23 protein-coding genes are annotated in these 24,527 nt (G+C 43.3%); 11 read left to right on the top strand and 12 right to left on the bottom strand.

Features of this window, described 5'->3' with window-relative positions:
- Positions 1–176 precede the first annotated feature (176 nt).
- Together PP181_RS16805 and PP181_RS16800 are read left to right on the top strand one after the other, a co-directional pair.
- Positions 177–1,367 (top strand): molybdopterin molybdotransferase MoeA, encoded by a 1,191-nt coding sequence (locus PP181_RS16805; RefSeq protein ID WP_272637938.1) that lies wholly within the window; start codon positions 177–179, stop codon positions 1,365–1,367.
- A gap of 124 nt (positions 1,368–1,491) precedes the next feature.
- On the top strand, positions 1,492–1,899 hold the full coding sequence (locus PP181_RS16800) for a hypothetical protein (RefSeq protein ID WP_154920793.1): 408 nt from the start codon (positions 1,492–1,494) through the stop codon (positions 1,897–1,899).
- A 108-nt stretch (positions 1,900–2,007) separates the two neighbouring features.
- On the opposite strand, the gene PP181_RS16795 is transcribed toward PP181_RS16800, so the two are convergent.
- The 4 genes from PP181_RS16795 to PP181_RS16780 form a co-directional block, all read right to left on the bottom strand.
- A complete protein-coding gene (locus tag PP181_RS16795) occupies positions 2,008–4,404 on the bottom strand; it encodes a penicillin acylase family protein (protein ID WP_272637937.1) in 2,397 nt (798 codons plus the stop codon).
- Between the two features lie 328 nt (positions 4,405–4,732).
- Positions 4,733–6,025, bottom strand: coding sequence for an amidohydrolase family protein (locus PP181_RS16790; RefSeq protein WP_272637936.1), 1,293 nt, complete (start codon positions 6,023–6,025; stop codon positions 4,733–4,735).
- Positions 6,026–6,053: 28 nt separating this feature from the next.
- Positions 6,054–9,008 carry an amidohydrolase family protein gene (locus PP181_RS16785; RefSeq protein WP_272637935.1) on the bottom strand — a complete coding sequence of 985 codons (2,955 nt, stop codon included), beginning with the start codon at positions 9,006–9,008 and terminating at the stop codon, positions 6,054–6,056.
- Positions 9,009–9,221: 213 nt separating this feature from the next.
- Positions 9,222–10,283 (bottom strand): DUF3810 domain-containing protein, encoded by a 1,062-nt coding sequence (locus tag PP181_RS16780; RefSeq protein WP_330072501.1) that lies wholly within the window; start codon positions 10,281–10,283, stop codon positions 9,222–9,224.
- A gap of 66 nt (positions 10,284–10,349) precedes the next feature.
- On the opposite strand from PP181_RS16780, the gene PP181_RS16775 reads away from it, so the two are divergent.
- Complete coding sequence (locus PP181_RS16775; RefSeq protein ID WP_272637933.1) at positions 10,350–11,813, top strand: aminoacyl-histidine dipeptidase; 1,464 nt, start codon at positions 10,350–10,352, stop codon at positions 11,811–11,813.
- A 58-nt stretch (positions 11,814–11,871) separates the two neighbouring features.
- Here PP181_RS16775 and PP181_RS16770 read toward each other — a convergent pair whose 3' ends face one another.
- Genes PP181_RS16770 through PP181_RS16760 form a run of 3 tightly spaced genes read right to left on the bottom strand, consistent with a single transcriptional unit; the run spans position 11,872 to position 14,584 of the window.
- A complete protein-coding gene (locus PP181_RS16770; protein WP_419776396.1) occupies positions 11,872–13,011 on the bottom strand; it encodes a peptidylprolyl isomerase in 1,140 nt (379 codons plus the stop codon).
- Between the two features lie 8 nt (positions 13,012–13,019).
- Positions 13,020–13,571, bottom strand: coding sequence for a gliding motility-associated peptidyl-prolyl isomerase GldI (gldI, locus tag PP181_RS16765; RefSeq protein ID WP_138259403.1), 552 nt, complete (start codon positions 13,569–13,571; stop codon positions 13,020–13,022).
- Positions 13,568–14,584: a DHH family phosphoesterase gene (locus tag PP181_RS16760; protein WP_272637940.1), complete on the bottom strand. Its 1,017-nt coding sequence runs from the start codon at positions 14,582–14,584 to the stop codon at positions 13,568–13,570. The genes gldI and PP181_RS16760 overlap by 4 nt, the downstream gene beginning before the upstream one ends.
- 136 nt (positions 14,585–14,720) lie before the next feature.
- On the opposite strand from PP181_RS16760, the gene PP181_RS16755 reads away from it, so the two are divergent.
- Positions 14,721–15,140 carry a nucleoside-diphosphate kinase gene (locus tag PP181_RS16755; RefSeq protein WP_138259404.1) on the top strand — a complete coding sequence of 140 codons (420 nt, stop codon included), beginning with the start codon at positions 14,721–14,723 and terminating at the stop codon, positions 15,138–15,140.
- Between the two features lie 360 nt (positions 15,141–15,500).
- Here the strand turns inward: PP181_RS16755 and PP181_RS16750 are convergent, their stop codons facing one another.
- From PP181_RS16750 to recF, 3 genes are read right to left on the bottom strand one after another with little or no spacing between them, the layout of a single operon-like run.
- Positions 15,501–15,797, bottom strand: coding sequence for a DUF721 domain-containing protein (locus tag PP181_RS16750; RefSeq protein WP_272637931.1), 297 nt, complete (start codon positions 15,795–15,797; stop codon positions 15,501–15,503).
- A 2-nt stretch (positions 15,798–15,799) separates the two neighbouring features.
- Positions 15,800–16,213, bottom strand: a complete 414-nt coding sequence (locus tag PP181_RS16745) for a hypothetical protein (protein WP_154920802.1) — start codon at positions 16,211–16,213, stop codon at positions 15,800–15,802.
- A 3-nt stretch (positions 16,214–16,216) separates the two neighbouring features.
- The gene (gene recF, locus PP181_RS16740; RefSeq protein ID WP_154920803.1) at positions 16,217–17,296 is read right to left on the bottom strand and encodes a DNA replication/repair protein RecF; all 1,080 of its coding nucleotides are present in this window, start codon (positions 17,294–17,296) and stop codon (positions 16,217–16,219) included.
- A gap of 122 nt (positions 17,297–17,418) precedes the next feature.
- On the opposite strand from recF, the gene PP181_RS16735 reads away from it, so the two are divergent.
- The 7 genes from PP181_RS16735 to PP181_RS16705 all read left to right on the top strand — a co-directional run bounded on the left by PP181_RS16735 (position 17,419) and on the right by PP181_RS16705 (position 23,599).
- Positions 17,419–18,186: a tetratricopeptide repeat protein gene (locus tag PP181_RS16735; protein ID WP_272637930.1), complete on the top strand. Its 768-nt coding sequence runs from the start codon at positions 17,419–17,421 to the stop codon at positions 18,184–18,186.
- The gene (gene ribH, locus PP181_RS16730; RefSeq protein ID WP_272637929.1) at positions 18,186–18,668 is read left to right on the top strand and encodes a 6,7-dimethyl-8-ribityllumazine synthase; all 483 of its coding nucleotides are present in this window, start codon (positions 18,186–18,188) and stop codon (positions 18,666–18,668) included. Before PP181_RS16735 ends, ribH begins: the two co-directional genes overlap by 1 nt.
- A gap of 134 nt (positions 18,669–18,802) precedes the next feature.
- Complete coding sequence (locus PP181_RS16725) at positions 18,803–19,099, top strand: riboflavin synthase subunit beta (protein ID WP_154920806.1); 297 nt, start codon at positions 18,803–18,805, stop codon at positions 19,097–19,099.
- 2 nt (positions 19,100–19,101) lie between these two features.
- A complete protein-coding gene (gene mutL, locus PP181_RS16720) occupies positions 19,102–20,946 on the top strand; it encodes a DNA mismatch repair endonuclease MutL (protein ID WP_154920807.1) in 1,845 nt (614 codons plus the stop codon).
- The gene (locus PP181_RS16715) at positions 20,947–21,693 is read left to right on the top strand and encodes a rhomboid family intramembrane serine protease (RefSeq protein WP_138259412.1); all 747 of its coding nucleotides are present in this window, start codon (positions 20,947–20,949) and stop codon (positions 21,691–21,693) included. It begins immediately after the preceding gene.
- The gene (locus PP181_RS16710; protein WP_138259413.1) at positions 21,693–22,568 is read left to right on the top strand and encodes a rhomboid family intramembrane serine protease; all 876 of its coding nucleotides are present in this window, start codon (positions 21,693–21,695) and stop codon (positions 22,566–22,568) included. Before PP181_RS16715 ends, PP181_RS16710 begins: the two co-directional genes overlap by 1 nt.
- Positions 22,569–22,630: 62 nt before the next feature.
- On the top strand, positions 22,631–23,599 hold the full coding sequence (locus tag PP181_RS16705; protein WP_272637928.1) for an endonuclease/exonuclease/phosphatase family protein: 969 nt from the start codon (positions 22,631–22,633) through the stop codon (positions 23,597–23,599).
- Here PP181_RS16705 and PP181_RS16700 read toward each other — a convergent pair.
- Positions 23,576–23,896, bottom strand: coding sequence for a DUF6122 family protein (locus tag PP181_RS16700; RefSeq protein WP_272637926.1), 321 nt, complete (start codon positions 23,894–23,896; stop codon positions 23,576–23,578). The two genes, PP181_RS16705 and PP181_RS16700, sit on opposite strands and share 24 nt — an antisense overlap.
- The gene (locus tag PP181_RS16695) at positions 23,889–24,515 is read right to left on the bottom strand and encodes a WbqC family protein (RefSeq protein ID WP_272637925.1); all 627 of its coding nucleotides are present in this window, start codon (positions 24,513–24,515) and stop codon (positions 23,889–23,891) included. Before PP181_RS16695 ends, PP181_RS16700 begins: the two co-directional genes overlap by 8 nt.
- Positions 24,516–24,527 lie beyond the last annotated feature (12 nt).

The raw sequence follows: 24,527 nt of genomic DNA, 5'->3' as shown, positions 1-24,527 counted from the left end.
GCTAAAGGCTAAAGGCTAAAGGCTAAAGGCTAAAGGCTAAAGGCTAAAGGCTAAAGGCTAACAGCGAAGAATGCAGAGTTAAGAGGTAAAAATTATTTCATTAGCCAACAACCAACAACCAACAACCAACAACCAACAACCAACAACCAACAACCAAAAGCCAAAAATAAACAACAGTGATTACATTTAAGGAAGCATTGCAAAAGGTATTGGAACATCCCCTGAATTTAGGGAGTGAACACGTACTTTTGATGGATAGTATGGGTCGGTATTTAGACGAACCCATTTATGCTGACAGGAATTTCCCTCCTTTCGACCGCGTAACCAAGGATGGAATTGCTATCCAATTTGATGCTGTTATAGGCAAAGTTGAAACACTGCGTATTGAAAACATTGCCAGTGCTGGTATGGCACAATGTACCCTTCAAGATGAAACGGCCTGTATCGAAGTCATGACGGGTGCCGTATTGCCCAAGCACACGGACACGGTCATAATGTACGAGCATCTAACCATTGAGAATAATCGTGTAACCATCAATGAAACGGTTACCAAGGGTCAGAATATTCACTATGAAGGGAGCGACGAAAGCAAGGGAACCCAAATATTGTCGAAAGGAACCAAAATAACCCCTGCCGAAATTGGGGTGATGGCCTCAGTGGGAAAATCGAATGTCTTGGTGAAAAAGGTCCCACGCGTATGCAGCATCGCTACAGGGAATGAATTGGTGGATGTTGATGTACTACCGGAACCCCATCAGATTAGAAAATCGAATAGTTTTACCATGGTATCGGCCCTATCCGATTTGCGAATCGAGGGAAGTTCCTTGCATCTTTTGGACGATAAAAAAAGTATTGAAGATGGTCTTTCATCCGCCTTGCGTGAAAATGATGTCCTGTTGTTGAGTGGTGGCGTATCAAAAGGTAAGTTCGACTTTATACCGGAAGTGATGGAAACTCTAGGTGTGGAGCAGCTATTTCACCGGGTGGCGCAGCGCCCTGGAAAGCCCTTTTGGTTCGGGATCCATAAGGAATTCAATACCGTTATATTCTCCTTCCCCGGGAATCCGGTATCGACCTTTGCCAATTATCATTTATATTTTTTGCCGTGGCTGTTTCGTTCCTGGGGAATCAAAATAGAAAATCAATATGCTCAATTGACTGTTGAACTTGATATTAAACCTCCCTTGACCCGGTTTATTCAGGTACGTACGCATTGGCTGGACAGCTGCCTCCAGGTTACACCGGTGGTGGAGAATGGCTCGGGTGATTTAACGAGTTTGTCCCGTGCCGATGGCTTTATTTGCCTAGAACCAAGAGATTTAAAATATACAAAAGGTGAGCTGGTATCTTTTATTTCCACAAGGTAAACTTTGTAATTGCTTTTTGCAAAAGATTACTATTTAATCTCTTATTATTGGAATGAACATAAAATGCTATCTTGGTTTTGCTATAAAGTAAACGATTATCATTCATATCTAAATAAAAGTAAAAATGAACCCCATTATTAAAAATATATTAGCAGTAATTACCGGAGTTTTAGTAGGAAGCATCGTAAATATGGGTATTGTCATGATTAGCGGTTCTATAATACCGCCGCCGGAGGGAGGAGATATTACAACCATGGAAGGATTGAAAGCGACAATACACTTGTTTCAACCAAAACACTTTATATTTCCTTTTCTCGCTCACGCATTAGGAACTTTGGTCGGTGCATTTGTAGCCGCCAAAATCGCAGCAGCACGTCCTTTATCCATAGGTTTGATAATTGGGGTTTTCTTTTTGATTGGAGGGATAATTAATATCACAATGTTGAACGGGCCAGTATGGTTTACTATTTTGGATTTGGTTGGAGCCTATTTGCCAATGGCGTATTTAGGTACAAGATGGGCAACTAGATAATGGAAACCATTTATTTTTAAAAAAAGTTATTTTCTTTCAGGCGAATTTTCCCCTACCTCATTGAAAGTTGCGCAAATACGACATTAAATAATTTGTGAACGTTTCTGACTAATTATCAAAGGGTAGAAACCTCTTACGCTCAACCGCTATGGAATCAACCTTTTGCTTAGTGTAATAGACAGGAAAATACTGGTCCTTGGCCCAAGGTTCAAACAGATTGCTATAAAAAGGACTTTCAGGATTGCCGGATTGCCCCGGGCCATTGGTAGCTTGTGCAGTATCCCAATCCCCGGTATTTACGATCATCCGGAAGGAGGCACCGCTCGACTGGTTGAGATTACCGCCTGTTGATCCCGGTGTCGTACCACTGCCGCCCCTAGGCAAAGGGCCTAGATTGAAAAGGGTGTCACGCATTGCTTTGTTGACAACTTTCCCCAAGGCATGCTCTATATATACGTGTTTGTTTTTTGCCTGACCGTACTGCCATTTTTCCATATCTGGACCCAATCTGTTTTCCAGGTTATCGATGGCTTGTTGAAAGGACTTTTTTAACAACTCGTTTCTATTTCCCTCTGTATCGCTCCCAAAAACTATTTTAGGATGTGAAACAAAGTCAATGATTGTTTTAAGTTGCAAGGAGGTCACAATATGTTTTGCTTCTTTGGGAATGACCAAATCTTCCATCATTTCTGCCAACGAATCCTCCCAAGTTACATAGATGGCCGCGGGAATGGAATTCGGGTTCAATGTAAAATTCCAATCCTCCAATTTCGTTTTGGCCTCTTGGTAGGTACCGTCCAACGTAATTTTATTTAGCAAGGGAACAAGTTCCTTTGCCGGAAGGGAAACATAATCGGTTTGTAAGGCTTTAAAATCCTCCATGGTAAAGTCCGATTTACTACTTAAAACCTCTTCGATCCTGTTACCCCTGTAAGGATCCGACCATGAAAAGCCAATGGCATCCCAATGTTCATAATCGGTTGGTGTTACATTTTGGTTGGCGGTGGCAATAAAGCCTTTGTCAGGGTTATGGTCGTTCGGTTTTTCAACAATGGGCAGATAACCGTCCCATTCATAGGTTCCATCCCCGGGAACCGGGACCAATCCGCTAAAATTTCTTCGGATAGGGGCGATGCCAACAGCTTGCCAGCCGATATTCCCTTCTTTGTCCGCCCAGACCATATTTTCCCCGGGAATATGGCTGTAGTTACAGGCTTCCCGAAATTCCTCCCAATTTTTGGCCTGGTCCATTCGTAAGGATGCCAAGTACGGGGAGCCTCCAGGCTCCAACCAAGCACAACGAACGGCATAGGCAACGTGGTTTTTTGTATCGATTAGGGTTACAGGGCCGTGCTGGGTGTAGTGTAGATTGACAATGGTGTCTTTTTGCCCTTTTATCTTAATGGTTTCCTGAATGGTTTTCATATCCACCCATGCTCCTTGGTACTTATATTGATTCGGATTTTCAGGATTGAGTTCGTACACGTAAAGGTCTTCACCGTCGGTTTCAAAAACAGTCAACCCCCAGGTTCCATATTCATTATGCCCTATTGATATTCCCGGGATTTCGGGCTCCCCGCCGCCAATAACATTCCAACCCGGAGCGACCAAATGGGCCATATAGCGCAAGGAAGGTACGGCAATGGTCCTGTGCGGGTCATTGGCCATAAAGGTGTTGCCATTCTTGGTACGGCTACCGTTGACTACCCAATTATTACTCCCAATGGACAGGGAATCCCTATTTATATACTGACTTTCAATAAAAGCATCAGCGACCTCCTGGCCTCTATATTCGGGTTTAATATCCTCAGGGGCGAACTTTACCGATTTTCTATAGGCATTGTAAAGCTCCAAAATATCCTGGGACAGGAGTTCCTTGTTAATTTTTTTGTCGATGGTCAAGTCAGGATCTTTGGGGTGTAACCAAAATAATTTCTTCGTCACTTGCGGTCCCAGTTTTGCGACCGCCCTACCAATTTGTAACTCGTCATTGATATTTCCCAACAAGCCTTGATGTCTGGATATCACCACTTCTGGCGTCCATTTTTGGGGCAGTATGTCCAATATTTTGAACTCTATGGGCAGGCTATCAGGATTTTGCAATACTTCGTCAATGTAGGCATTGACCCCATCCGTATAAGCGGTTATGATTTCTACGCCATCCTCGTGATAGTGGTTCATTTCCGTTTCCATATCTCCTCGAAACTGGAAGAGTCGGGTGCCAATATCCCGCTTCAATTCACGTTCCCCAAGAATTTCCGCCACGGTACCCGTTGCCTGTCTACGCCATATTTCGAATTGAAAAAGTCGGTCCGCCGCCGCTGCGTACCCTTGGGCGAAGAAAAGATCGTGTTGGTTATTGGCGTAAATATGGTTGATGCCCCATTGGTCCCGCACTATCTCTACGGGTTCTTTAAGACCGGCCAATTCCAAAGCATTTTCCGATGTTTTGTTTTTCTTACAGGAAAACAAAACCAATAGACCTAGGAAGAATATTTTTTTCATACGGAAGGTTGTTATTTACACAAACAAAAAAGCCCGATAGCATACCGAGCTTTTGTTGATACTTAATTCGCTAACAATAAAGTCGATACCTACCGACTTAAATGTACACTTTTATAATCAGATTCCTAATCTAGTAATTAGATTGATTATAGTTTCTGTCCTCTTGAGCGCAGTAGAAAGGTCGACAGAAACATCTCGACTGCGCTCGATGTGACATATGAATAGAGTCGTATGTTTTTAGACGGCCTCTTTGTTTTTATTTGGTTCATTTCCAATTCAGTCGATACCTACCGACTTAAATGTACACTTTTATCTTTTTAGAAACGATTTATTCCCCCTCATATTTGCCCATGTATCGTTTCCACAATTCGGTTTGGTGAGTTTCAAGGGAAATATTCCTACCATCAATAAACGCATGGGTCAACTGGTTGGTGCGCATGTCCAAGGCATCTCCCTCCGAAATAAAAAGTGTGGCACTTTTACCAACTTCCAGAGTACCATAACTATCATCAATGCCCAAAATCTTAGCGGAATTCCCGGTAATCAACTGTAAGGCCTTTTCCTTATCCAATCCCTGTTGCCCCACTTGGCCAGCATAGAAAGGCAAGTTCCTGGTTTGGAAATTGGACGCTTCGTTGTTTTGTAGACCAACCAACAGGCCACTGTCCACCAAGAGTTTGGGAAGTTTGTAAGGAAGGTCATAATCGTCGTCATCAAAAACGGGAAGATTGTGGGTAAACTGAACCAAAACGGGAATATTGTTCTTTTTAAGGAAGTCGGTTATTTTATAGGCTTCATACCCTCCTACCAGTACAACTTCTTTGATTCCGTTTGATTTTAGCGTGTTTATGGCATCTATGATTTCCTTTTCCCCATCGGCATATACATACATTTTCTGAGACCCCTCCAGCACACCTTGCATTGCCGCAAATGCCGGATTCATCTCGGTTGAGGTCCCTTTACCATATGCAGCGGAATTTTTTAGAAAGGTGACTACCGTTTCCACATCTTTAATATAGTCCTTATTGGGTCGATAGCCTCTTTCCTCGCCCATCCACCAACGTCCTTGGCGGAAACTTCTAGGCCAATTTAGGTGTATGCCATCATCAACCTTGACTGCCGCATCTTCCCAGTTCCACGCGTCGAACTGAACTATGGAGGACGTACCGGAAATTCTTCCACCAGATGGGGCAATTTGTCCAATTAGGACACCATTGGGCCGCATGCTTTCCACCACCTTGGATTCCGCATTGTAGGCAATGAGACTGCGCACATGAGGAATCAGTTCCCCGATCTCGTCCTGGTCGTCCGTGGCACGTACGGAATTGATTTCAATAAGTCCCAAGGTTTTTGCCGGGGCAATGAATCCGGGATAGACATGTTTTCCTGTTGCGTCGATGACCTTTCCTTTTCGGGCGATTTTCATTTTGGAATCCCCCACAAAGGTGAGGTTGCCATCTTCGAACATGATCAATGAACTTTCAATGACCTCTCCATTGCCCAAATGTGCCGTAGCGCCTTCAATGGTAATGGCTTCGGTCTGTTTGGAGGCTGGGGTCTGTTGGGCGTTACTTGGCAAATACATTGCTGTTGCCAGAAGTATAATTATTAATTTTTGCATCTTACTAACTATTTTCGTTTTTAGAATTTTAAAGCGTTTCACAAGTGAACGTTTGTTTTACACTTTGTTTTGGACCTTGGGTCTTTTTGCCTCCGGCCTTCTCTTCCAGCATCATTTTTACCAACTCGTTGCGTTCCTTTTTTATAGCTTCCCGCTGGGCCTTGTCCTTTTCCAGGTCAAAGTAGGTGGCACCTTCAATGATGGTTTTTTCGGCTTTCGTATACACTGATAATGGATTGCCGGACCATAAAACAAGGTCAGCATCCTTTCCTTCCTTGATACTACCCACACGATCATCCAGATGAAGGAGCTTCGCCGGGTTGATGGTAACCATTTTCCAAGCTTCGAGTTCCGTCATACCTCCGTATTTGATGGTTTTAGCCGCTTCCTGATTCAAACGCCTCATCATTTCGCGATCGTCACTATTTATGGCGACCGTGACACCTTGTGAATGCATGATGGCGGCATTATAGGGAATGGCATCCTTTACTTCGTATTTGTAGGCCCACCAATCGCTAAAGCTTCCTGCCCCAACACCGTGCTCGGCCATTTTATCGGCTACCTTATATCCTTCCAAGATATGTGTGAAGGTATTGACCCTAAACCCAAAGTGCTCCGCAACTTTCATCATCATATTAATTTCGCTCTGTACATAGGAATGGCATGAAATAAACCGTTCACCATTGATAATTTCTGCCAATACTTCCATTTCTTCATCATAACGATAAGGCTGTCCGCTTTTTTTCTTTTCGTCGTACTCTTTGGCACGTTGAAAATAGTTCATGAACACCTGCTCCACGCCCATTCTCGTCTGCGGGAAACGGGAGTAGCTATCCCAATTGGACTGTTTTACGTTTTCGCCCAAGGCAAATTTTATAAACTTGGGGGAGTTATCGTAGATAAGACCATCCGCTTCCTCACCCCATTTTAATTTTAGGATGGCCGAACGACCCCCAATGGGGTTTGCGGAACCGTGCAATAACTGAATCGAAGTAACCCCACCCGCCAGACTATGGTAAATTCCCATATGTTCAGGATCTACAACATCTTCCATTTTCACTTCTGCCGAGCTATTATGACCTGCTTCATTGACAGCAAGTGCCGCAATATGGCTGTGTTCGTCAATGATTCCGGCAGTTAGGTGTTTGCCTGTGGCATCGATGACCTTGGCGCCGCTGGCTCCCAAATTGGTGCCTATTTTAGCGATTTTTCCATTTTTGACCAACACGTCCGTATTTTCCAAAATTCCCGCTTCCTCACTGGTCCAGACCGTGGCATTTTTGAACAACAAATTTTCCTGCTTGGGTTTGGAGGTATAGCCGTAGCCCACATTTGGAAAGGTAACCGGCATTACCTTGGGAGCATCGGAAGCATCGCTGTCATCTTTGGATTTTTCCTCAAAACCTGATTTTTTGTTGGCCATAAAGGAGGTTTCCGTTCCGTCCGGCAATATCAACCTGCCGGAAAGATTGTCGGTATCCGGAAGCACCGCTCCTATCATCCGGTAGGTTTTGGCACCTTTATCGGCGGAAAAAGAAAAGGTCAGCCAATCATTTTCATAGGATATTTTTGAATCCAGTTTTACGGTATCCAGCTTTACCTCCATTTTGGGCTTTGCGAGTTCGCCAGTTATGGAAATATCATAGGTTTTACCTTCGGTAGTCAGGGTATAGTCACCCCGTATGTCCGTGATGTCCTTATTGTTGATGCTATTTTTATTCCCTTGTACCCAGTTTTCATAAAGGGTCGTGGACTTGTCAAAAATATCGCCCGATGTAATCAGGAAGTTTGCATGCGCCCCTTTTTTTAGGGTTCCAAGTACATTTGATTTTCCCAATATTTCGGCAGGAACCGTAGTTAGCGCCTCTAGGGCCTTAGTTTTGGGTAGGCCATATTCTATAGCCTTCATCAGGTTATCCTTGAATTTTGACATGGATTTTAGTTCGTAGGGTGTCAGGGAAAAAGTGACCCCATTTTCGGCCAGCACTTTCGGATTGGTGGGGGCCTGGTTCCAGTAGCGCATATCCTCCAAGGATACATACCCTGCCTGATAAGGGTCGGAAACATCATAGGCATCCGGAAAATTCAAGGGGATTATGAACTTGGCGTTGGTGGCCTTTATTTCATCAATGCGCTCAAACTCATTTCCACCGCCTAGAATGGTATATTGAATACCATAGGCGTCCCCAATTTTATCGGCACGTAGGTCGTTGCCCTTATCCTTGGCCTCAAAGATTTGGACCAGTCCCTTGTTTTTTATTAATGCCTCCAAGGATCGATCCGTTGTGGATGCATTTCCGTTTGCATACCAATTTGCGTCACTATACATCTGGCGCAACAAGGCTAGCGCACCCATTAGGGAGGTGGGGTAGGACTGTTGTTTGGTAACACTCTTTTCCAACGAAAAATATTGGGCGGATCTATCATCCAGTACCCTGTTGGCATCTGTACCCGCATTGTTCAGGGCGATGAGTACACCCGTACCCCGAGCGATTCCATCGTGGGTATGCGAATTCACCGCACCAAAACCCGCTTCAATCAATTCCTTCGCTTCTTTTTCGTCATACTTGAAACTGCCAATGGCATCGTTTTCGGGCATGATATGGTCGTTCCAGTAAAACCCTTCCCGAGTGGGCTCAAATTGCGGGGAACGTCTTCCACCACTGCTCCGCTTTGGTTGTTCTATCCCAAACTTGGAATAAATATCTATAAAGGAAGGGTATATCGATTTTCCGTTTAAATCCACCACGATTGTATTTTGTGGTAGTGTTACGGATGCGCCAACATTGACCACTTTGCCGTTTTGGATGAGCAGCGTTCCTTTTTGAATGACTTCAGTAGGGGTCACAAAAATCTTGGCGTTCGTAAAGGCCGTAAAATTATTGTTGTTCGCTTTCACGCCTTCACTTTCAGGGAAGTAATCCTGAGAAAAGAGGAGGGCACCACACCAAAATAGGCATAGTGAAAAAATAAGTTTTTTCATTTTGAGTTCGTTTGATTAGTCTTTTTAAAATTAAGGTTTAATCCCTGCTATCCGATGATTTTAGTTTTTTTTAACACTTAAAACGGCCAAATTGTGTGACTTTGAACACAGCTATTAAAATTTGGAAAATTTTATAACAAATTGATATAAATAGTATCAAATTGCTAAAGGTTTTACTCGTTTTGGTTAGCTAATTTTAAAATTGCGGGTATTCTAAAGCGGATATTTTTTGTGATAGGCTATCACAAGGGAAACCACCCCGTTGTAACTTCTAATACCCTGTTCTTGATTATTCGCCTTTAAAAAGGAATTGAAGATCGATTTGAATACGGGTTCCAAGGGGTTTTCATATTGTTCCCAAAACAGGGCCATTTCCTCAAAATTGGCCCGGACACCTGGATTGAGTTTTTGGAACATTCGGTCGAAAGTTTCTCTATTTCCACGCCGTACATCGCTGAGACAATATCCCATGACATAAGCATATGCTGCATATTGAAAATAGGGGTCCTTGTTTTTTGATGTTACCAAGTATCCAATGAAATTGGTCTCATTTTCGGCTGAATAGCCCAATTGATGGCCAATTTCGTGTCCGGTGACAATGGGAAACCTAAAATTGGGCAGGATGCCGTTTACCTGGGCTTCATTGGTAAATGGGTTCAAGTAACCCGCGTAGCCCATATAGGTGAGTCCGGTGCTAAAAAGTGAGGTTTTCACGCTTGGATGTTCGTACCCCAAAAAACCGAATTCCTTGGCAAGCTCATGATAACCTTCAATGCTCATTTGAAACATTTCATTTTGGGAATAGGGAATGTTCACTTTTTCAAGGGTATCGCCAACCACATATTCTTGTATGGAATTTGTTTTTTGGATAAGCCTTTCCGTAAAGTCCAATAATTCTCGATAATCCTTGGTTTCGGTCAAACCCAATTTCTCCGATAGCGGTCTGCGATAATAATTAAATCCCCATACCAGATGGAATGTCAGGTAGGCAATGGACAGCACCATCAGCACATCCCTTAGAAACTTCAGTTTTTGTGTTTTGATAAAAGTCCATCGTCGGTATAAGTAAAAAATGACTGTACATATTAGAAGGAAATAGAGTAGGTCGCCCACGGAAAAAGGAATCCAACCAAAGAGCCATCTGAAAAATCCGGATATATGGGGATACAGCCCCATGCTGTAATAGGATTCTATGAAATCTGTGTTTTGGCCCAACCATTTTACAAGCATAATTTGGGGAATCAAGGAAACCGCGATTACGGTTTTTAAGGACATCTTCATGATTTCAAAAATAGGGATTTGATTTTATGGTATGTATTTTTACTGAAAAATTTCAATCTTATGAAAAACCAGATACTCGAATTAGAACCCAAAAACGTTTGGAAGAACTTTTCAAGATTGAATGCGGTTCCCAGGCCTTCCAAAAAGGAGGAAAAGGTGATTCAATTTATGGTCGATTTTGGAAACTCATTGGGGCTGGAAACCTTGACCGATGCCGTAGGAAATGTCATTATCCGGAAGCCAGCAACAGCTGGTATGGAACAAAGAAAAACCGTTACCCTACAGTCCCATTTGGATATGGTGCACCAGAAAAACGCGGAAACCGACTTCGATTTCGAGAATACCGGGATTCAAATGTTTGTTGCCGGCGATTGGGTAAAAGCTAAGGGTACCACTTTGGGAGCCGACAATGGTATGGGGGTCGCTGCCATTATGAGCTTGTTGGAATCCACGGAAATTGCTCATCCACCTTTGGAAGCCTTGTTCACCATAGACGAGGAAACCGGGATGACGGGAGCTTTTGGGTTAAAGGATGGTCTGTTACAAGGAGAAATTCTGTTGAATTTGGATACCGAAGAGGACGATGAAATCGATATTGGGTGTGCGGGGGGCATTGATGTCACAGCAACCAAATCTTATAATCAGACTCCTAGAATATCGGGGGAAGTCGGCCTGAAAATTACTGTAAAAGGACTTGCCGGGGGCCATAGCGGTATGGATATCCACAAGGGTCTGGGCAATGCCAATAAAATAATGAATCGGTTGTTGTTCCAAGGAAATGAATACGATTTTAGGATTTCTGAAATACATGGTGGGGGCCTTAGAAATGCCATACCCAGGGAAAGCACATGTCTGTTAAATGTGGACGAAAACCAGCTGCCCGCATTTTTGGAAAAATTGAAGACCGAAGCACAAGCTATCAAAACCGAATTGGCGGTGGTGGAACCGAAACTGGATATCCACTTTGAGACAGTCAATCATCCTTTTGAAAAATTGATGGAATTGGAGCAGCAGGAGCAGCTATTAAAAACTATTTACGGGCTTCATAACGGGGTTTACCGAATGAGTGCCAACATGGAAGATTTGGTGGAGACCTCCAACAATGTGGCAAAGGTGACCGTTGCCAATGGCATGATAGAAATCGGTTGTTTAACCCGGTCTTCGATTGAATCCGGAAAAATGGATTTGGCCAATGCTTTAAAATCGGTATTTGAACTTGGGGGCTTTTCGGTTACATTTTCTGGGTCCTATCCCGGATGGAATCCCAATATGGATTCTGAAATACTCAAGATTGTCACATCGGTGTATACAAAACTTTTTGATGCCAAACCCCGTGTGGTTGCCTGTCACGCCGGATTGGAATGTGGGATATTAGGACAAAATTATCCGAGGATGGATATGGTCAGTTTTGGACCCACCATCAAAGGGGCCCATTCTCCCGATGAACGCGTAAGCATCTCCTCCGTACAGAAATTCTGGAAGTTTTTACTGGAGGTACTAAGTCAGATACCTTTAAGGACGTGACGGGTTTGGTTTTTTTAGACCTGACAGGTTTCCAAAACCTGTCAGGTCTTTACATGTACTATTCCTGTATTCCCGTAATCTCCAAATCAAATACCAAATCTGAATTGGGAGGAATGGGTCCAGACCCCTGCGCTCCATATCCAAGATGTGGAGGTATGAATATACGTACCTTGTCCCCAACGTTCATGCTTAAAAGACCTTCCCTGAAACCGGCTATTAAAGGTGATTCTGGACTGTAGTCCATAGGTATCGGCATGTAGCCGCCTCCCTGTAAACGTCGCTCATCGAACATGTCATATTTTCTGGCAACTTCTTCATAATTACTGTCAAACAAAGTACCATCCTCCAGATAACCGGCATACATTACGCCAACTTTTTGGCCTACTGTGGGTTTTTCGCCAGCGCCTTCGTTCAAAACAAGAATTTTTAGACCGGATTCCAAGGTTTTTGCCTCTTGCTTTTGAGTTTCCAAAGTGGATGAGAACTCCGATTTCATTTTTTCGATTTCGGCCCTTTTTGCGGCTTTTTCCTTTTCAATGGCAGCAAGACGTTCTTCCTCCCCGTCAAAATACTCTGTCATTATTTTTACGGCATCGAATTTTTTCGCTTCCTTTCCATTACGAATGATTTCAATGGTATTCATTTTTACGGGTTCCAAGGGCTTATTATTTCCGGGGGATACCTGTACGCCTGCGATGGAATCCACCACTTCCAGACCCTCTACAACTTCACCAAAAACACTGTGCCTGTTATCCAACCATGGGGTAGGAGCATGGGTGATGAAGAACTGGCTTCCGTTGGTCGCAGGCCCTGAATTGGCCATGGAAAGTATCCCTTTTTTATCATGGATGAGAGAGTCGTTGAACTCGTCAATAAATTTATAGCCCGGATTCCCGGTACCCGTAGCCAATGGATCTCCACCCTGTATCATAAAGTCCTTCATCACACGGTGGAAGGTAAGTCCGTCATAATACTTTTTCCCTTTGAACTGTTCACTAACAAAAGGGTTGTTGCCTTCGGCCAAGGATACAAAATTGGCCACCGTAACTGGTGTTTTTTCATGCTCCAGTTTCACGATAATATCGCCATGGGTGGTTTTGATATCGGCGAAAAGGCCATCGCCCAAATCCGCTCTCTGACTGGTTTTACAGCTTGCCATAAGCAAGACAAGGGCCGCCCATAGGTATGTTTTCTTTATCATAATATTTATTCTTCTAAATTATCCTGTTGTTTTTCTATGTTTAAAATTGTAATCGTCGATTTAAGGGGCACATTGGTGCCTATTTTATTATTGTCGCCATGATATCCGTAAGCTATGGACGAGGGGAAAAGGAAAGTGGCCTTTTCGTTTTCCTTTAACAACTTTACCGCCGCTCTAAGGCCCAGAAACAATTCCTGCTTGTCTACCTTATAAGTAAATGTTCCTATCTCATCTTCGGAATACAAGGTGTCGTTATCCAAGGTCAGAAGATTATATTTCATGGTAACAATATCATCCGTTTGGGGGGTATACTCCGTTGAGTCGTTCACCCTAAGGTAATGATACCAGGAACCGGAAGCACTATGGGTGTAATGCTTTAAAGAATCAATCTTTATGATTTCCTGGATTTTTTTTTCTTCGGCCTCCAACAATTTTCTACTCCTTTCAATGGATTCCTTGAAATAACTGCCGCTTTTTCGCTGGACCGGTTTGCGAGGTTCAGGACCCTGACATCCATAAAGTAAAATGAAAACGAGAAGTACGCCAAGGGTTCTCATGCTGTCAACTCTTTTTTATAGTTGGGTAATAGGGATATAAAGTAATCGATGGTCTCTTGCAAGGATTTTTCGCTTTTGCCGCCAGCGGCATTGGTATGTCCGCCTCCCTCGAAGTGGTTCCGTGCAAATTCGTTCACTGAAAAATCGCCTACGGACCTAAAGGAAATTTTAAAGATCCCTTCATCCTTATTCTCGATAAAAATAACCGCAAAACGAATATTGTTCAAGGTAAGGCCATAATTCACGAAGCCCTCCGTATCGCCTTTTTCATAGTCGTACCTATCAAGTTCTTCTTGGGTCAACGTAATATAGGCCGTGTTGAATTCTTCAAGAATGACCATGTTCTTTAGGGCACAGCCTAAAAGGTGCAATCGGCTAGGCGAGTTGGTATCGTAGACTTTCTCGTGGATGGCCGTATTATCGGCCCCTTTGTCCATAAGTTCCGCAACGATGCGATGTGTCTTACTGGTAGTAGCCTTAAACTTGAAGGAGCCGGTATCCGTCATAATACCCGTATATAGGCAGTTTGCTATATCGCTGTCGATGAAATCACGGTCCCCCATGGCATCGATGAGGGTGTAGACCATTTCGCAAGTAGAGCTTATGGTTACATCGGAATACGTGATGACTGCATAGTCCGAAGGTTGCTGGTGATGGTCCACCATGATGAATTGTGCCGATGCATTTTCCAAACATTCCGCCATTTGGCCTACACGTCCAAAGTCGTTAAAATCCAACGTGAAAATCAAATCGGCATTTTCGATAAACTTTTTTACTTCCGTATTATGCCTTTCAAAGTTCAAGATTTCAGTGGCCCCGGGCATCCATTTCAGGAACTTTGGAAAATCATTGGGAGCGAGTACTTGGGTTTCATGACCTTTTTTTGACAGATAATGGGAAAGCGCCAGGGTGGAACCAATGGCGTCCCCATCCGGATTTTTATGCGGTACAATGGCAATCCTTTTTGAAGAGGAAAGCAATTTCTTCAACGCCGTTACTTGCTCAAAATTCATGGGCGCAAAGATACAATTTAATAGGAAAGCGAATACAGGGTCCACATTCTTTTCACAAGGCATATTCTTTTAGTATGCTACTATAAAGTTGTGGTTCTTTGCGAAAAGCGTATTTTTGCGCAAAATTTTAGAATAAATGACTACAAATAGAACATTTACCATGATTAAGCCCGATGCTGTTGAAAATGGACACATTGGAGCTATTTTGGAAAAAATCACGGCGGCCGGATTTAAGATCATCGCCATGAAATATACCCAGTTAAGCGTACGGGACGCACAGGAATTTTATGCCATACACAAGGAAAGACCTTTCTTTGGGGAGTTGGTTGAATTTATGACACGCGGCCCCATCGTTTCAGCCATATTGGAGAAGGAGAACGCCGTGGAGGATTTTAGGGCCTTGATCGGTGCTACCAATCCTGCCGAAGCTGCGGAAGGTACCATCCGAAAGATGTTCGCTACGGATATTGCGGAAAACGCCATACATGGTTCTGATAGTGATGCCAATGCCGCTATCGAGGGCGCGTTTCATTTTTCCGGTAGGGAAATATATTGATAGGAAAATTTAATTTAAGAAAGTAAGGCTGTTCAAATAATGATTTGGACGGCCTTTTTTTGTGGCCTTCGCTTTGCTCCGGGAGACCGTATTGGCTTTTTGGTTGTTCGTTATTTATTATTCGTTGCTCGTTGCTCGTTGTAGGTAGTAGCTAGACGCCTTGTGATGAACGCTTTACGCTGAGCTTTTCGCTTAAGGCTTATAGCTTTTGCACAAAATCGTTCATTGTAAACTTTTTACTGTAAACTCCTACTGTTTACTGCCAACTGTTAACTTATAACTGGTAATTGTTCATTGCCAACTGCACACTTAATACTGGCAACTGAAACATGCTAACGGCAAGCTGCTACTGATTTCTGTTCAACGCAGCACCAATTTTTTTATGAGCTCTTTGCCCAACTCTTCGTTCAGCATGGTGATAATCTTGGTCTTTCCATGGCTTAGTTCTTCCCGTAGCACGGAAGAAGTTAGGGAAACGAACAGCGTGTCCCTTTTAAGTTCCACATCCGTCGTATAATTTAATACCCCATTGCCCATAAGATTGGCCCACGCCGTACGAACATCCACCTTGTCCATTCCTTCCTGCAGGTTGTTCTTTTTTATGAAGGCCGATAAGGCATCCTGCATGCTCAAATGGTCGTTTTCTCTTCGGGGCATGGTCAATCCAGTTTTATAGGTTCAAAGCGTTTGAAACGATATAGGATTCCTTCCGGATTTTCAACGGAAAATGAATCTTCTGATAAAGATAACAACCTTTCCTGCCATTCGCTCAATGGATTTTCATAGCGCAAATAAAAAACACCGTTTTCTTCAAAAATGTTAAAGGGTTCCGCATCATCCGAAGTTTCAAACGTACCATCGAACCGGGGCACCATTTTTTTTCGAAACCCGTTATTCTCGTTGAGCTCGATATAGTCAACCACGGTATTCATGGGGTATTCCTTTTTGTTGCCATTAGGGAATTCCACTTCCTGGATTTCCCAGTATCCGTTCAAATGATGTAAATCCTCCATGGCAATCCTGTCATTGCAGGAAACTCCTAATAGCATTAGTAGAAACAGCAACCTGTACATGGTTCAAAGTTTAAAAATTTTATACGACTGGTGTATTTTTTTTACAACGGCTTCGGTACGGTCGGCATGGGTGTCACTCACAAAAATCTGCCCAAAGTTTTCCTTGTTCACCAAGGAAATGATGTGGGAGACCCTGTTTTCATCCAGCTTGTCAAAAATATCGTCCAAGAGTAAAATGGGATTGGTCTTCGATAAATTGCGCATAAAATGGAACTGGGCAAATTTTAAGGCGATCAAAAAGGACTTTTGTTGGCCTTGGCTTCCAAATTTCTTGATGGGATACTCCCTAATGGAGAAATTTAAATCGTCCTTGTGAATACCCACGCTTGTATACTGCAAGGCTCTGTCCTTTTCCAAATGTTCCTGCAAAAGCGTGCCCAGGTTTTGGGAGAACAGTTTGCTGTCGTAGGTAAGGTTTACATCTTCGATATTGTTTGTGATGGCCTTGTACTGCTCCTTGAAAATGGGTATGAAGTCCTCCAAAAATTTCACCCGCTTTTTGAATAGTTCCGTACCGTAATTTTCCAATTGTCCGTTGTAAACGGATAACGTGGTCTTGTCAAAAGTATGGTTGGCGGCAAAGTACTTTAAAAGCGCGTTTCTTTGCGAGAGGACTTTGTTGTAATTTATCAGGTGTTGTAGGTACTCCTTGTCCGACTGGGCAATGACCCCATCCATAAATTTTCGGCGGACATCGCTCCCTTCCAAAATCAGGTCCCTGTCGGCCGGGGAAATGATCACCAATGGCAATACCCCAATATGGTCCGCAAATTTCTCGTACGGTTTTCCGTTTCGTTTGATGATTTTTTTATTTCCTTTTTTTAAGCTACATACGATTTTTTCTTCTTTGTCCTCCTTTTGAAAATGCCCTTCTATTACAAAGAAATCGGCATCATGCTTTATGTTTTGGGAGGAAACGGGGTTAAAGTAGCTCTTGCCAAAGGACAGATGGTAAATGGAATCCAGGATATTGGTTTTTCCAACGCCATTGTCCCCCACAAAACAGTTGATCTTGGAATCAAACTCCAGATTTTTGGATTCAAAGTTTTTGTAGTTCAGAAGGGAAAGGCTCTTTAAATACATTAAAAGATTCGAGTTTTTATTGCGCAAAGGGCATCCATTGCTTGGACTTCCAAAAATAACGAATAAATACACTATTGGATTTCAATAAAAACTTTATTTTTGCGCGACCAATAAAAATAGAGATGGCAACATACAAGAAAAGAGGATTTAAGCCCAAAACAAAGGTTGAGGCTCAGGAGTTTGAAGAGCAGGAAAGTACTACCGCGGAAGTTTTTAGTTCGTTGGATGAAGGTGCTTCCAGGACCGAAGAATGGGTTTCCAAGAATCAGAATTACATCTTAGGAATCATTGGTGTGGTCGCCGTAGCCGTATTGGGGTATTTGGCCTATAATCAATTTGTATTGAAGCCAAAGGAAGCCAACGCCGCCAACGAAATGTATTATCCGCAGCAGTATTTTGACCAGGCCTTGAACAGCACCACGGCAAAGGATTCCCTGTTCACGCTTGCCTTGGAAGGTGCGGAAGGTAAATACGGTTTCTTGGACATCATTGAGGAATACAGTGGTACCAAGGCAGCCAATTTGGCCAATTATTCCGCAGGCATGTCCTACTTGAACATGAATAAGTACCAGGAAGCCATTGATTATTTAGAGGATTTTAAATCCGATGATGCCATTTTAGGGGCTCTGGCAAAAGGTGGTCTTGGAGATGCCTTTATGCAATTGGACCAACCCTCCGATGCCTTGGGTTATTATGAGGCCGCTTTCAAGCACAGCAATAACGAATATACGACGCCCAAATTCTTGTACAAGGCCGGGGTTACCGCCTTGGAAATGGGTAATAAATCAAAAGCTTTGGAATACTTTCAAAGAATCAAGGACGAATTTTCCGGTTCCCAAGCGGCCACTTCCATCGATGCCTTTATCGGCATAGCCAAAACTGGCGCATAATGGCCACGGAGAACAAAAATCTATCGGAATACGATAAGGACACTATCCCAAACGCGAAGCATCTTCGGTTTGGGATCGTTGTTTCTGAGTGGAATTCCAACATCACGGAAGGGCTGTACCAAGGAGCCGAAACGGCCTTGTTGGATTGCGGTGCGCAGGCGTCCAATATCATACGGTGGAACGTTCCGGGAAGTTTCGAGCTTACCTATGGCTGTAAAAAACTGATACAACAGGAAAAACCGGACGCGGTCATTGCCATAGGGAGTGTCATACAGGGCGAGACCAAACATTTTGATTTTGTCTGTAGTGCTACCACCCAGGGTATCAAGGACCTCAATGTACAATTGAATGTTCCCGTCATTTTTTGTGTCCTAACGGACAATACCATGCAACAGGCCATTGACCGAAGTGGTGGAAAACACGGTAATAAAGGTGCCGAAGCTGCCATCGCGGCAATAAAAATGGCCGTATTGGGCAAGTAGCCGTTTCCTTTTCTTTCAAGCCCGTTTTTCCCATAACATAGTAAGAAATCCAGATTGCCAGGTAATGTGGCGTGTTAACAAATTTTGGGGATTCTTGTAAGGGGCTTTTTGCTATTTTGAGTAACTTTGAAGCTATGGGATTTCTGAGTAAAATAACGCGTTTACGAAAAAACAGAAGGTTCGAGTACAATCCTAGATTTTATGACGATAAGGGCAAAGGAAGCCCCTACCGGATAGAGCCCAAGTTTGATCAGTTTCGAAGTACCCTCAACAATCAACGGGGTTTGAAGAACAAGATCAGCAATGCCCTGGAAGATTCCCGAAGACAGGGCGATAGAAACGTAAAAATCCGATTCGTGATTATCTTGGCCATTCTCATTTTGATTTTCCTATATATAATTGATTTCGATCTCTCCATATTTTTTTCCTGATAATGGCGGATATTATTAGACTTTTACCCGATCACGTTGCCAACCAAATCGCAGCGGGAGAAGTAGTGCAACGACCGGCCTCCGTGGTAAAGGAGTTGCTGGAAAACGCCATTGACGCCCAATCGACCGACATAAAATTGATCGTAAAGGATGGGGGGAAAACCTTGATTCAGGTGGTGGACAATGGCATTGGCATGAGCGATACGGATGCCCGTTTGAGTTTTGAACGGCACGCTACCTCCAAAATCCAAAAGGCCGAAGACCTTTTTAACTTGCATACCAAAGGTTTTAGGGGCGAGGCATTGGCGTCCATAGCGGCCATTGCACACGTGGAAATGATGACACGTATCGCTGAGGATGAGGTAGGTACCCATATAAAAATTGAGGGCAGTAGGGTTATAAGTCAGGAAGTTGCCGTAGTGCCCAAAGGGACTTCCATGATGGTAAAAAATCTCTTTTTCAATATTCCGGCACGGCGTAATTTTTTGAAGTCGGATCAAGTGGAATTCAGGCATATTACGGATGAATTTCACAGGGTGGCTCTGGCGCATCCGCAGGTTTCGTTCAGTTTTTATAATAATGGCAGTGAGGTCTTTAATCTTCCTGCCAATGATTTTAGAAAGCGCATCGTTCAGATTTTTGGGCGAAAGACCAACGAGAAATTAGTACCTGTAAACGAGGAAACCCAGGTGGTGAAAATTACAGGATACGTCCAAAAGCCGGAATTTGCCAAAAAGAGTAGGGGGGAGCAGTTCTTTTTTGCCAATGATAGATTCATCAAGAGTCCGTATTTGCACCACGCCGTTTTGGGCGCCTTTGAGGGATTGATAAAACCTGGAATGCATCCGGGTTATTTTATTTGTCTGGAAGTGGATCCGGCCACTATAGACATCAATATACACCCCACAAAGACCGAAGTGAAGTTCGACGACGAGCATACTCTGTACGCGTATTTAAAATCGACCATAAAGCATAGTTTGGGCCAGTTCAATGTGGCCCCGTCCTTGGATTTTGAAAAGGACCAAAATTTGGAGACCCCATACGATTTTAGGGACAAAGCGGTATCGCTGCCCAGTATAACGGTCGACTCCAGTTTTAATCCCTTTGAGAAATCGGGAACCAATAACGCATCCGGGTATTCCCGACAACCGAGTGCCAAGGGATGGGAAAGCATTTACCACGGCTTGGAACGAAAATTGCCCCAGCGGGACATAGGTATCCTGGAAATGGAATCCGAAGGTATCAATAACACTATTTTTGATACTTCGGTGGAAACCCAGGAATCTGTAACGACTACCTTTCAGCTACGAAAGAAATACATTGTTTCCACCATAAAGTCCGGGATGTTGATCATCAACCAGAGCAGGGCACACCAAAGGGTGCTTTACGAAAGGTTTTTAAAGAATATAACCATCAAGGAGGCGGTGAGCCAACAATTATTGTTCCCGCTGAATCTAAATTTTACCCGGGGCGAAATATCCATACTGAAGGAAATAAAAGAAAGTCTTTGTGCGGTGGGATTTGTCTTTGGCGATATTACCCCCGAAACAGTGGAAGTGAAAGGCGTGCCCGTAGTGGTTACGGAAAGTGAGGTGCAAATGGTTATGGAACAGCTCATCTCAGATTTCCAAATGGAAGTTGCCGAAGATAGTTTTTCACAGGTGGATATGTTGGCAAAGACCTTGGCCAAGACCCTATCCGTTAAGACCGGGGAGGTGTTGGACGACCGTTCGCAGGTAGGTTTGGTAAACGACCTCTTTGCCTGCAAGGAAAGTGCCCTGAGCCCATTTAACAAACGTACCTATACCACGATTACAGAAACCGATATTGATAGAAAATTTATATAAATGAGCAGACTAACCGAGGCGATAAAGCACTTATTGATCATCAATATTTTATTTTTTGTTGCCACACAGATTTATGGGGACCAAATGTATCAATGGTTCTCGCTTTGGTTTCCAAAAAACGAGAATTTCGCAATCTGGCAAATTTTGACCCATATGTTCATGCATGGTGGGTTTATGCATATCCTCTTCAATATGTACGCCCTTTACGCATTTGGAACACCCTTGGAGCGTATGTGGGGTCGAAATAAGTTTCTGTTCTTTTATTTTTCCGCGGGATTAGGGGCAGCCTTGCTCCATACCGGGGTCAACTATTATTACTTTCAGGAAGGACTCAATGCCATCGTTAGTTCCGGAGTATCGGAAAGTTCTGTTATGGACATTGTTACTAGGGGGCAGTACAATACGGAGTGGTATAACATAGCTGGAAAATCAACTGTCGACAATTTTTTAAGCGCCTATCACACACCGGCCGTTGGTGCTTCCGGAGCCATTTATGGTGTATTGGTGGCCTTTGGGATGTCCTACCCCAACAGTGAACTTTTCCTAATTTTTCTTCCGGTTCCCATCAAGGCAAAGTATTTCATTCCCGTATTGATCGGTTTGGATTTGTTTTCAGGGATTACAGGCTATGGGATTTTCGGACAGGGAATTGCACATTTTGCCCATGTTGGAGGTGCGCTTGTAGGTTTTATAATGATGTGGTATTGGAAAAAGAATCAGTTTAACAATAATCGCTGGGACAGATAATGGCAGGATTCGATTTAAAATATCAATATGCACGCTTAAGTGTGGCCGAGAAGCTTATCGCGATCAACGTGGTGGTATATATTGTCAACGCACTTATTCCATTTCTATTTGGCTTCTCCAAAAATGCGATTGTCCAATGGTTTGAGCTGCCCAATGATTTCTTCGGGTTTTTGATGCAGCCCTGGTCCATTATTACGTATTCCTTTTTTCATGGCGGACTGGGACACTTGTTCTGGAACATGCTGCTTATTTTTTTTGTAGGCCGAATTTTTTTGAACCTTTTTGATGGTAGACGGTTTTTAAACGTATACTTTTTGGGCGTTATCCTTGGGGGCTTATTTTTTATGCTGGGCTATAACATATTTCCGGCATTCTTCAACGTGAACGCCGCATTGATTGGCGCCTCGGCCGGTGCGAGTGCCATTCTTATCTTTATTTGCACCTATATTCCCAACCAGGAAGTACGGGTCATTTTCTTCAATGTAAAGCTCTGGTATATTGGGGTATTCGTTATTTTGATGGATTTGATCCAACTGCCCACCAGCGGTAATGCAGGGGGGCATTTGGCCCATTTGGGAGGTGCTTTGCTGGGATATCTGTACGCCAGTCAATTGTTCAAGGGCAATGATATAGGGGCCGGGTTTTCAAATTTTTTTGACAGTATTGCCAATCTATTCAAGCGCACCGAAAAAAAGGCTCCCTTAAAAACGGTATACAGGAACCAAAGTGCCCCTTCCAATAGAAGTACAACCGATTATGATGCCCAGAGCAAGCAGAAAAAAATTGATGCCATTTTGGACAAAATCAGCAAGTCCGGTTATGAAAGTCTTTCTAAAGCGGAAAAGGACTTTCTTTTTAAGGCAGGTAAGGAATAGATTCAAATTGGCGTATGACTCTTTGGGGTAAAACCGTTTACGGGTTAAATATTGTTTTTTCGTTGGCATTGCTATTGGCCTGTGTTGCACAATACATGAAATCGGCCACCCTTTCCTTCTTAAGCCTCCCTGTTCCCGTGTTGGTGATTTCAAACTTTCTATTTCTTTTATATTGGCTCATGGTCAAGCCAAAACGTTTGTGGCTCTCCTTTATCGCTTTGGTGGTTGGCTATTTTAGCTTGGGCTCTTTTGTTCAGTTCAATACCGGGGAGGCGTATGACGATAATGCCCTAAAAGTCATGAGTTTCAATATACAGGGGTTTGAAGGGTTTCCGCGGAATTATGACCGACCCATTGTTCCCGAAATTGCCGAGTTCATCCAAAAGGAAAATCCGGACATACTATGCTTGCAGGAATTTGGATATTACGGTTTGCGGAATGAGGTTTTTACCAAGTATCCGTACAGTTTTACGAATTACGAGGTCGGTTCACAAGAAAAGGGGGTCTTAATGGCCATCTACTCTAAATACCCGATTATCAATAAAGGTGATATTGAGTTTCAGAACTCCTTGAACGGGGCCAGTTTTGTGGATGTATTGTACCAAAAGGATACCCTTCGCGTATACAATCTTCATTTGGAATCCTTAAAGGTGCGTCCCAGAAGCCTGAAAAGGGAGCGATCGGATAGATTACTGGGAAGATTGCGAAATTCCTTTGCGAAACAACAGGAACAGGCAGATTTGATCAGGCAACACATGAAAGGGGTGGGGCATAGCAAAATTGTTTGTGCCGATATGAACAATACCCAATATTCCTATGCCTATCAGGAGCTTAAACAGGATATGGCCGATACCTTCGTGGAAAAGGGAAATGGCTATGGTAGGACCATCAACTTTTGGAAATTCCCATTGCGAATCGATTTTATCTTGACCGACCCAAATATCGAGGTGTTGGGACATAAAAATTACAAGGTAAGTCTGTCCGATCACGAGCCCATCATGGCCGTCCTACAGGTTGTTTCGGATAAATAGGCAGTCGGCCAGATCCGCCACCATGTGGATTAAAAAGGCGATACCCCAGATTCGGGTGGTTTTCCAAAAAAGCATCAAACAATACATACCGATCGCCCAATAAGTGTGCAATGGGTGGAAGTTGATACTACATCTATCGGCATCAAAAATGGGCAAAGCCAAAAGATGATCTACATCCAGAACAATTCCCGCTAAAAGTATCAAAGCCACTTTCAACCGATGTTCCTTAAAAAAAAATAAGGCAACAAGTATGGGGACTATAAAATGAATCCCGTAGTGTACCAAGAACCTAAGCATTGGAAAAGGGTATTTCTATATCGGAAATATACCCGGCGGTGTTGGGACCTAAATTGAAAAGTACGTCTAGAATGCTCAGGTTGGGGATAAACCCATGTCGGTCTCCAAAAACCTGCACATATTCGGGAAATTCGTACGGCACCTCTTTTTTTGCATTTACCAAATACCGATAATCTTTTTCATACTCAAGGGAATAGATATCCGTGAATTCATCCACAAAGTCCAATTGTAGGCAATCACAGATGGTTTGGATGGAAGCCAAATTGAAATCCAAGAGGAGCTCGAATTCCTTTTCGTACAAAGGTTTGATTTCATCTTCGTAAAACTCGAAAAACGGCGAAGTTCTGTAAGCAGTTTCCAAGGTTCTCCAATGCTGGCGTTGCCATGGATAGGAATTGTCCAGTTTCACATCCTTGTAGCACTGCCTGCCTGTGGCACCTTTGGTGTGCACGATGGGAATGCTTAATAAATGTTTGCCCCGGTCCGTGCAGATATACGCCCGGTTCCTGTAGGTCTGTTTTTGATAGTTGTCCTGCATTTCCAGCACCACATTTTTAGCCTTTGTATACACACTTAAAAAAGCCACATTGGGAAAATAAGCAGGATGTAGTACGGTCATGGGTGCCTGTGG

This window comes from Maribacter sp. PR66, from assembly GCF_028464205.1.
Classification (GTDB): domain Bacteria; phylum Bacteroidota; class Bacteroidia; order Flavobacteriales; family Flavobacteriaceae; genus Maribacter; species Maribacter flavus.
The sequence above is the reverse complement of the archived record's forward strand: the minus strand, read 5'-3'. Positions and strand labels throughout refer to the sequence as shown.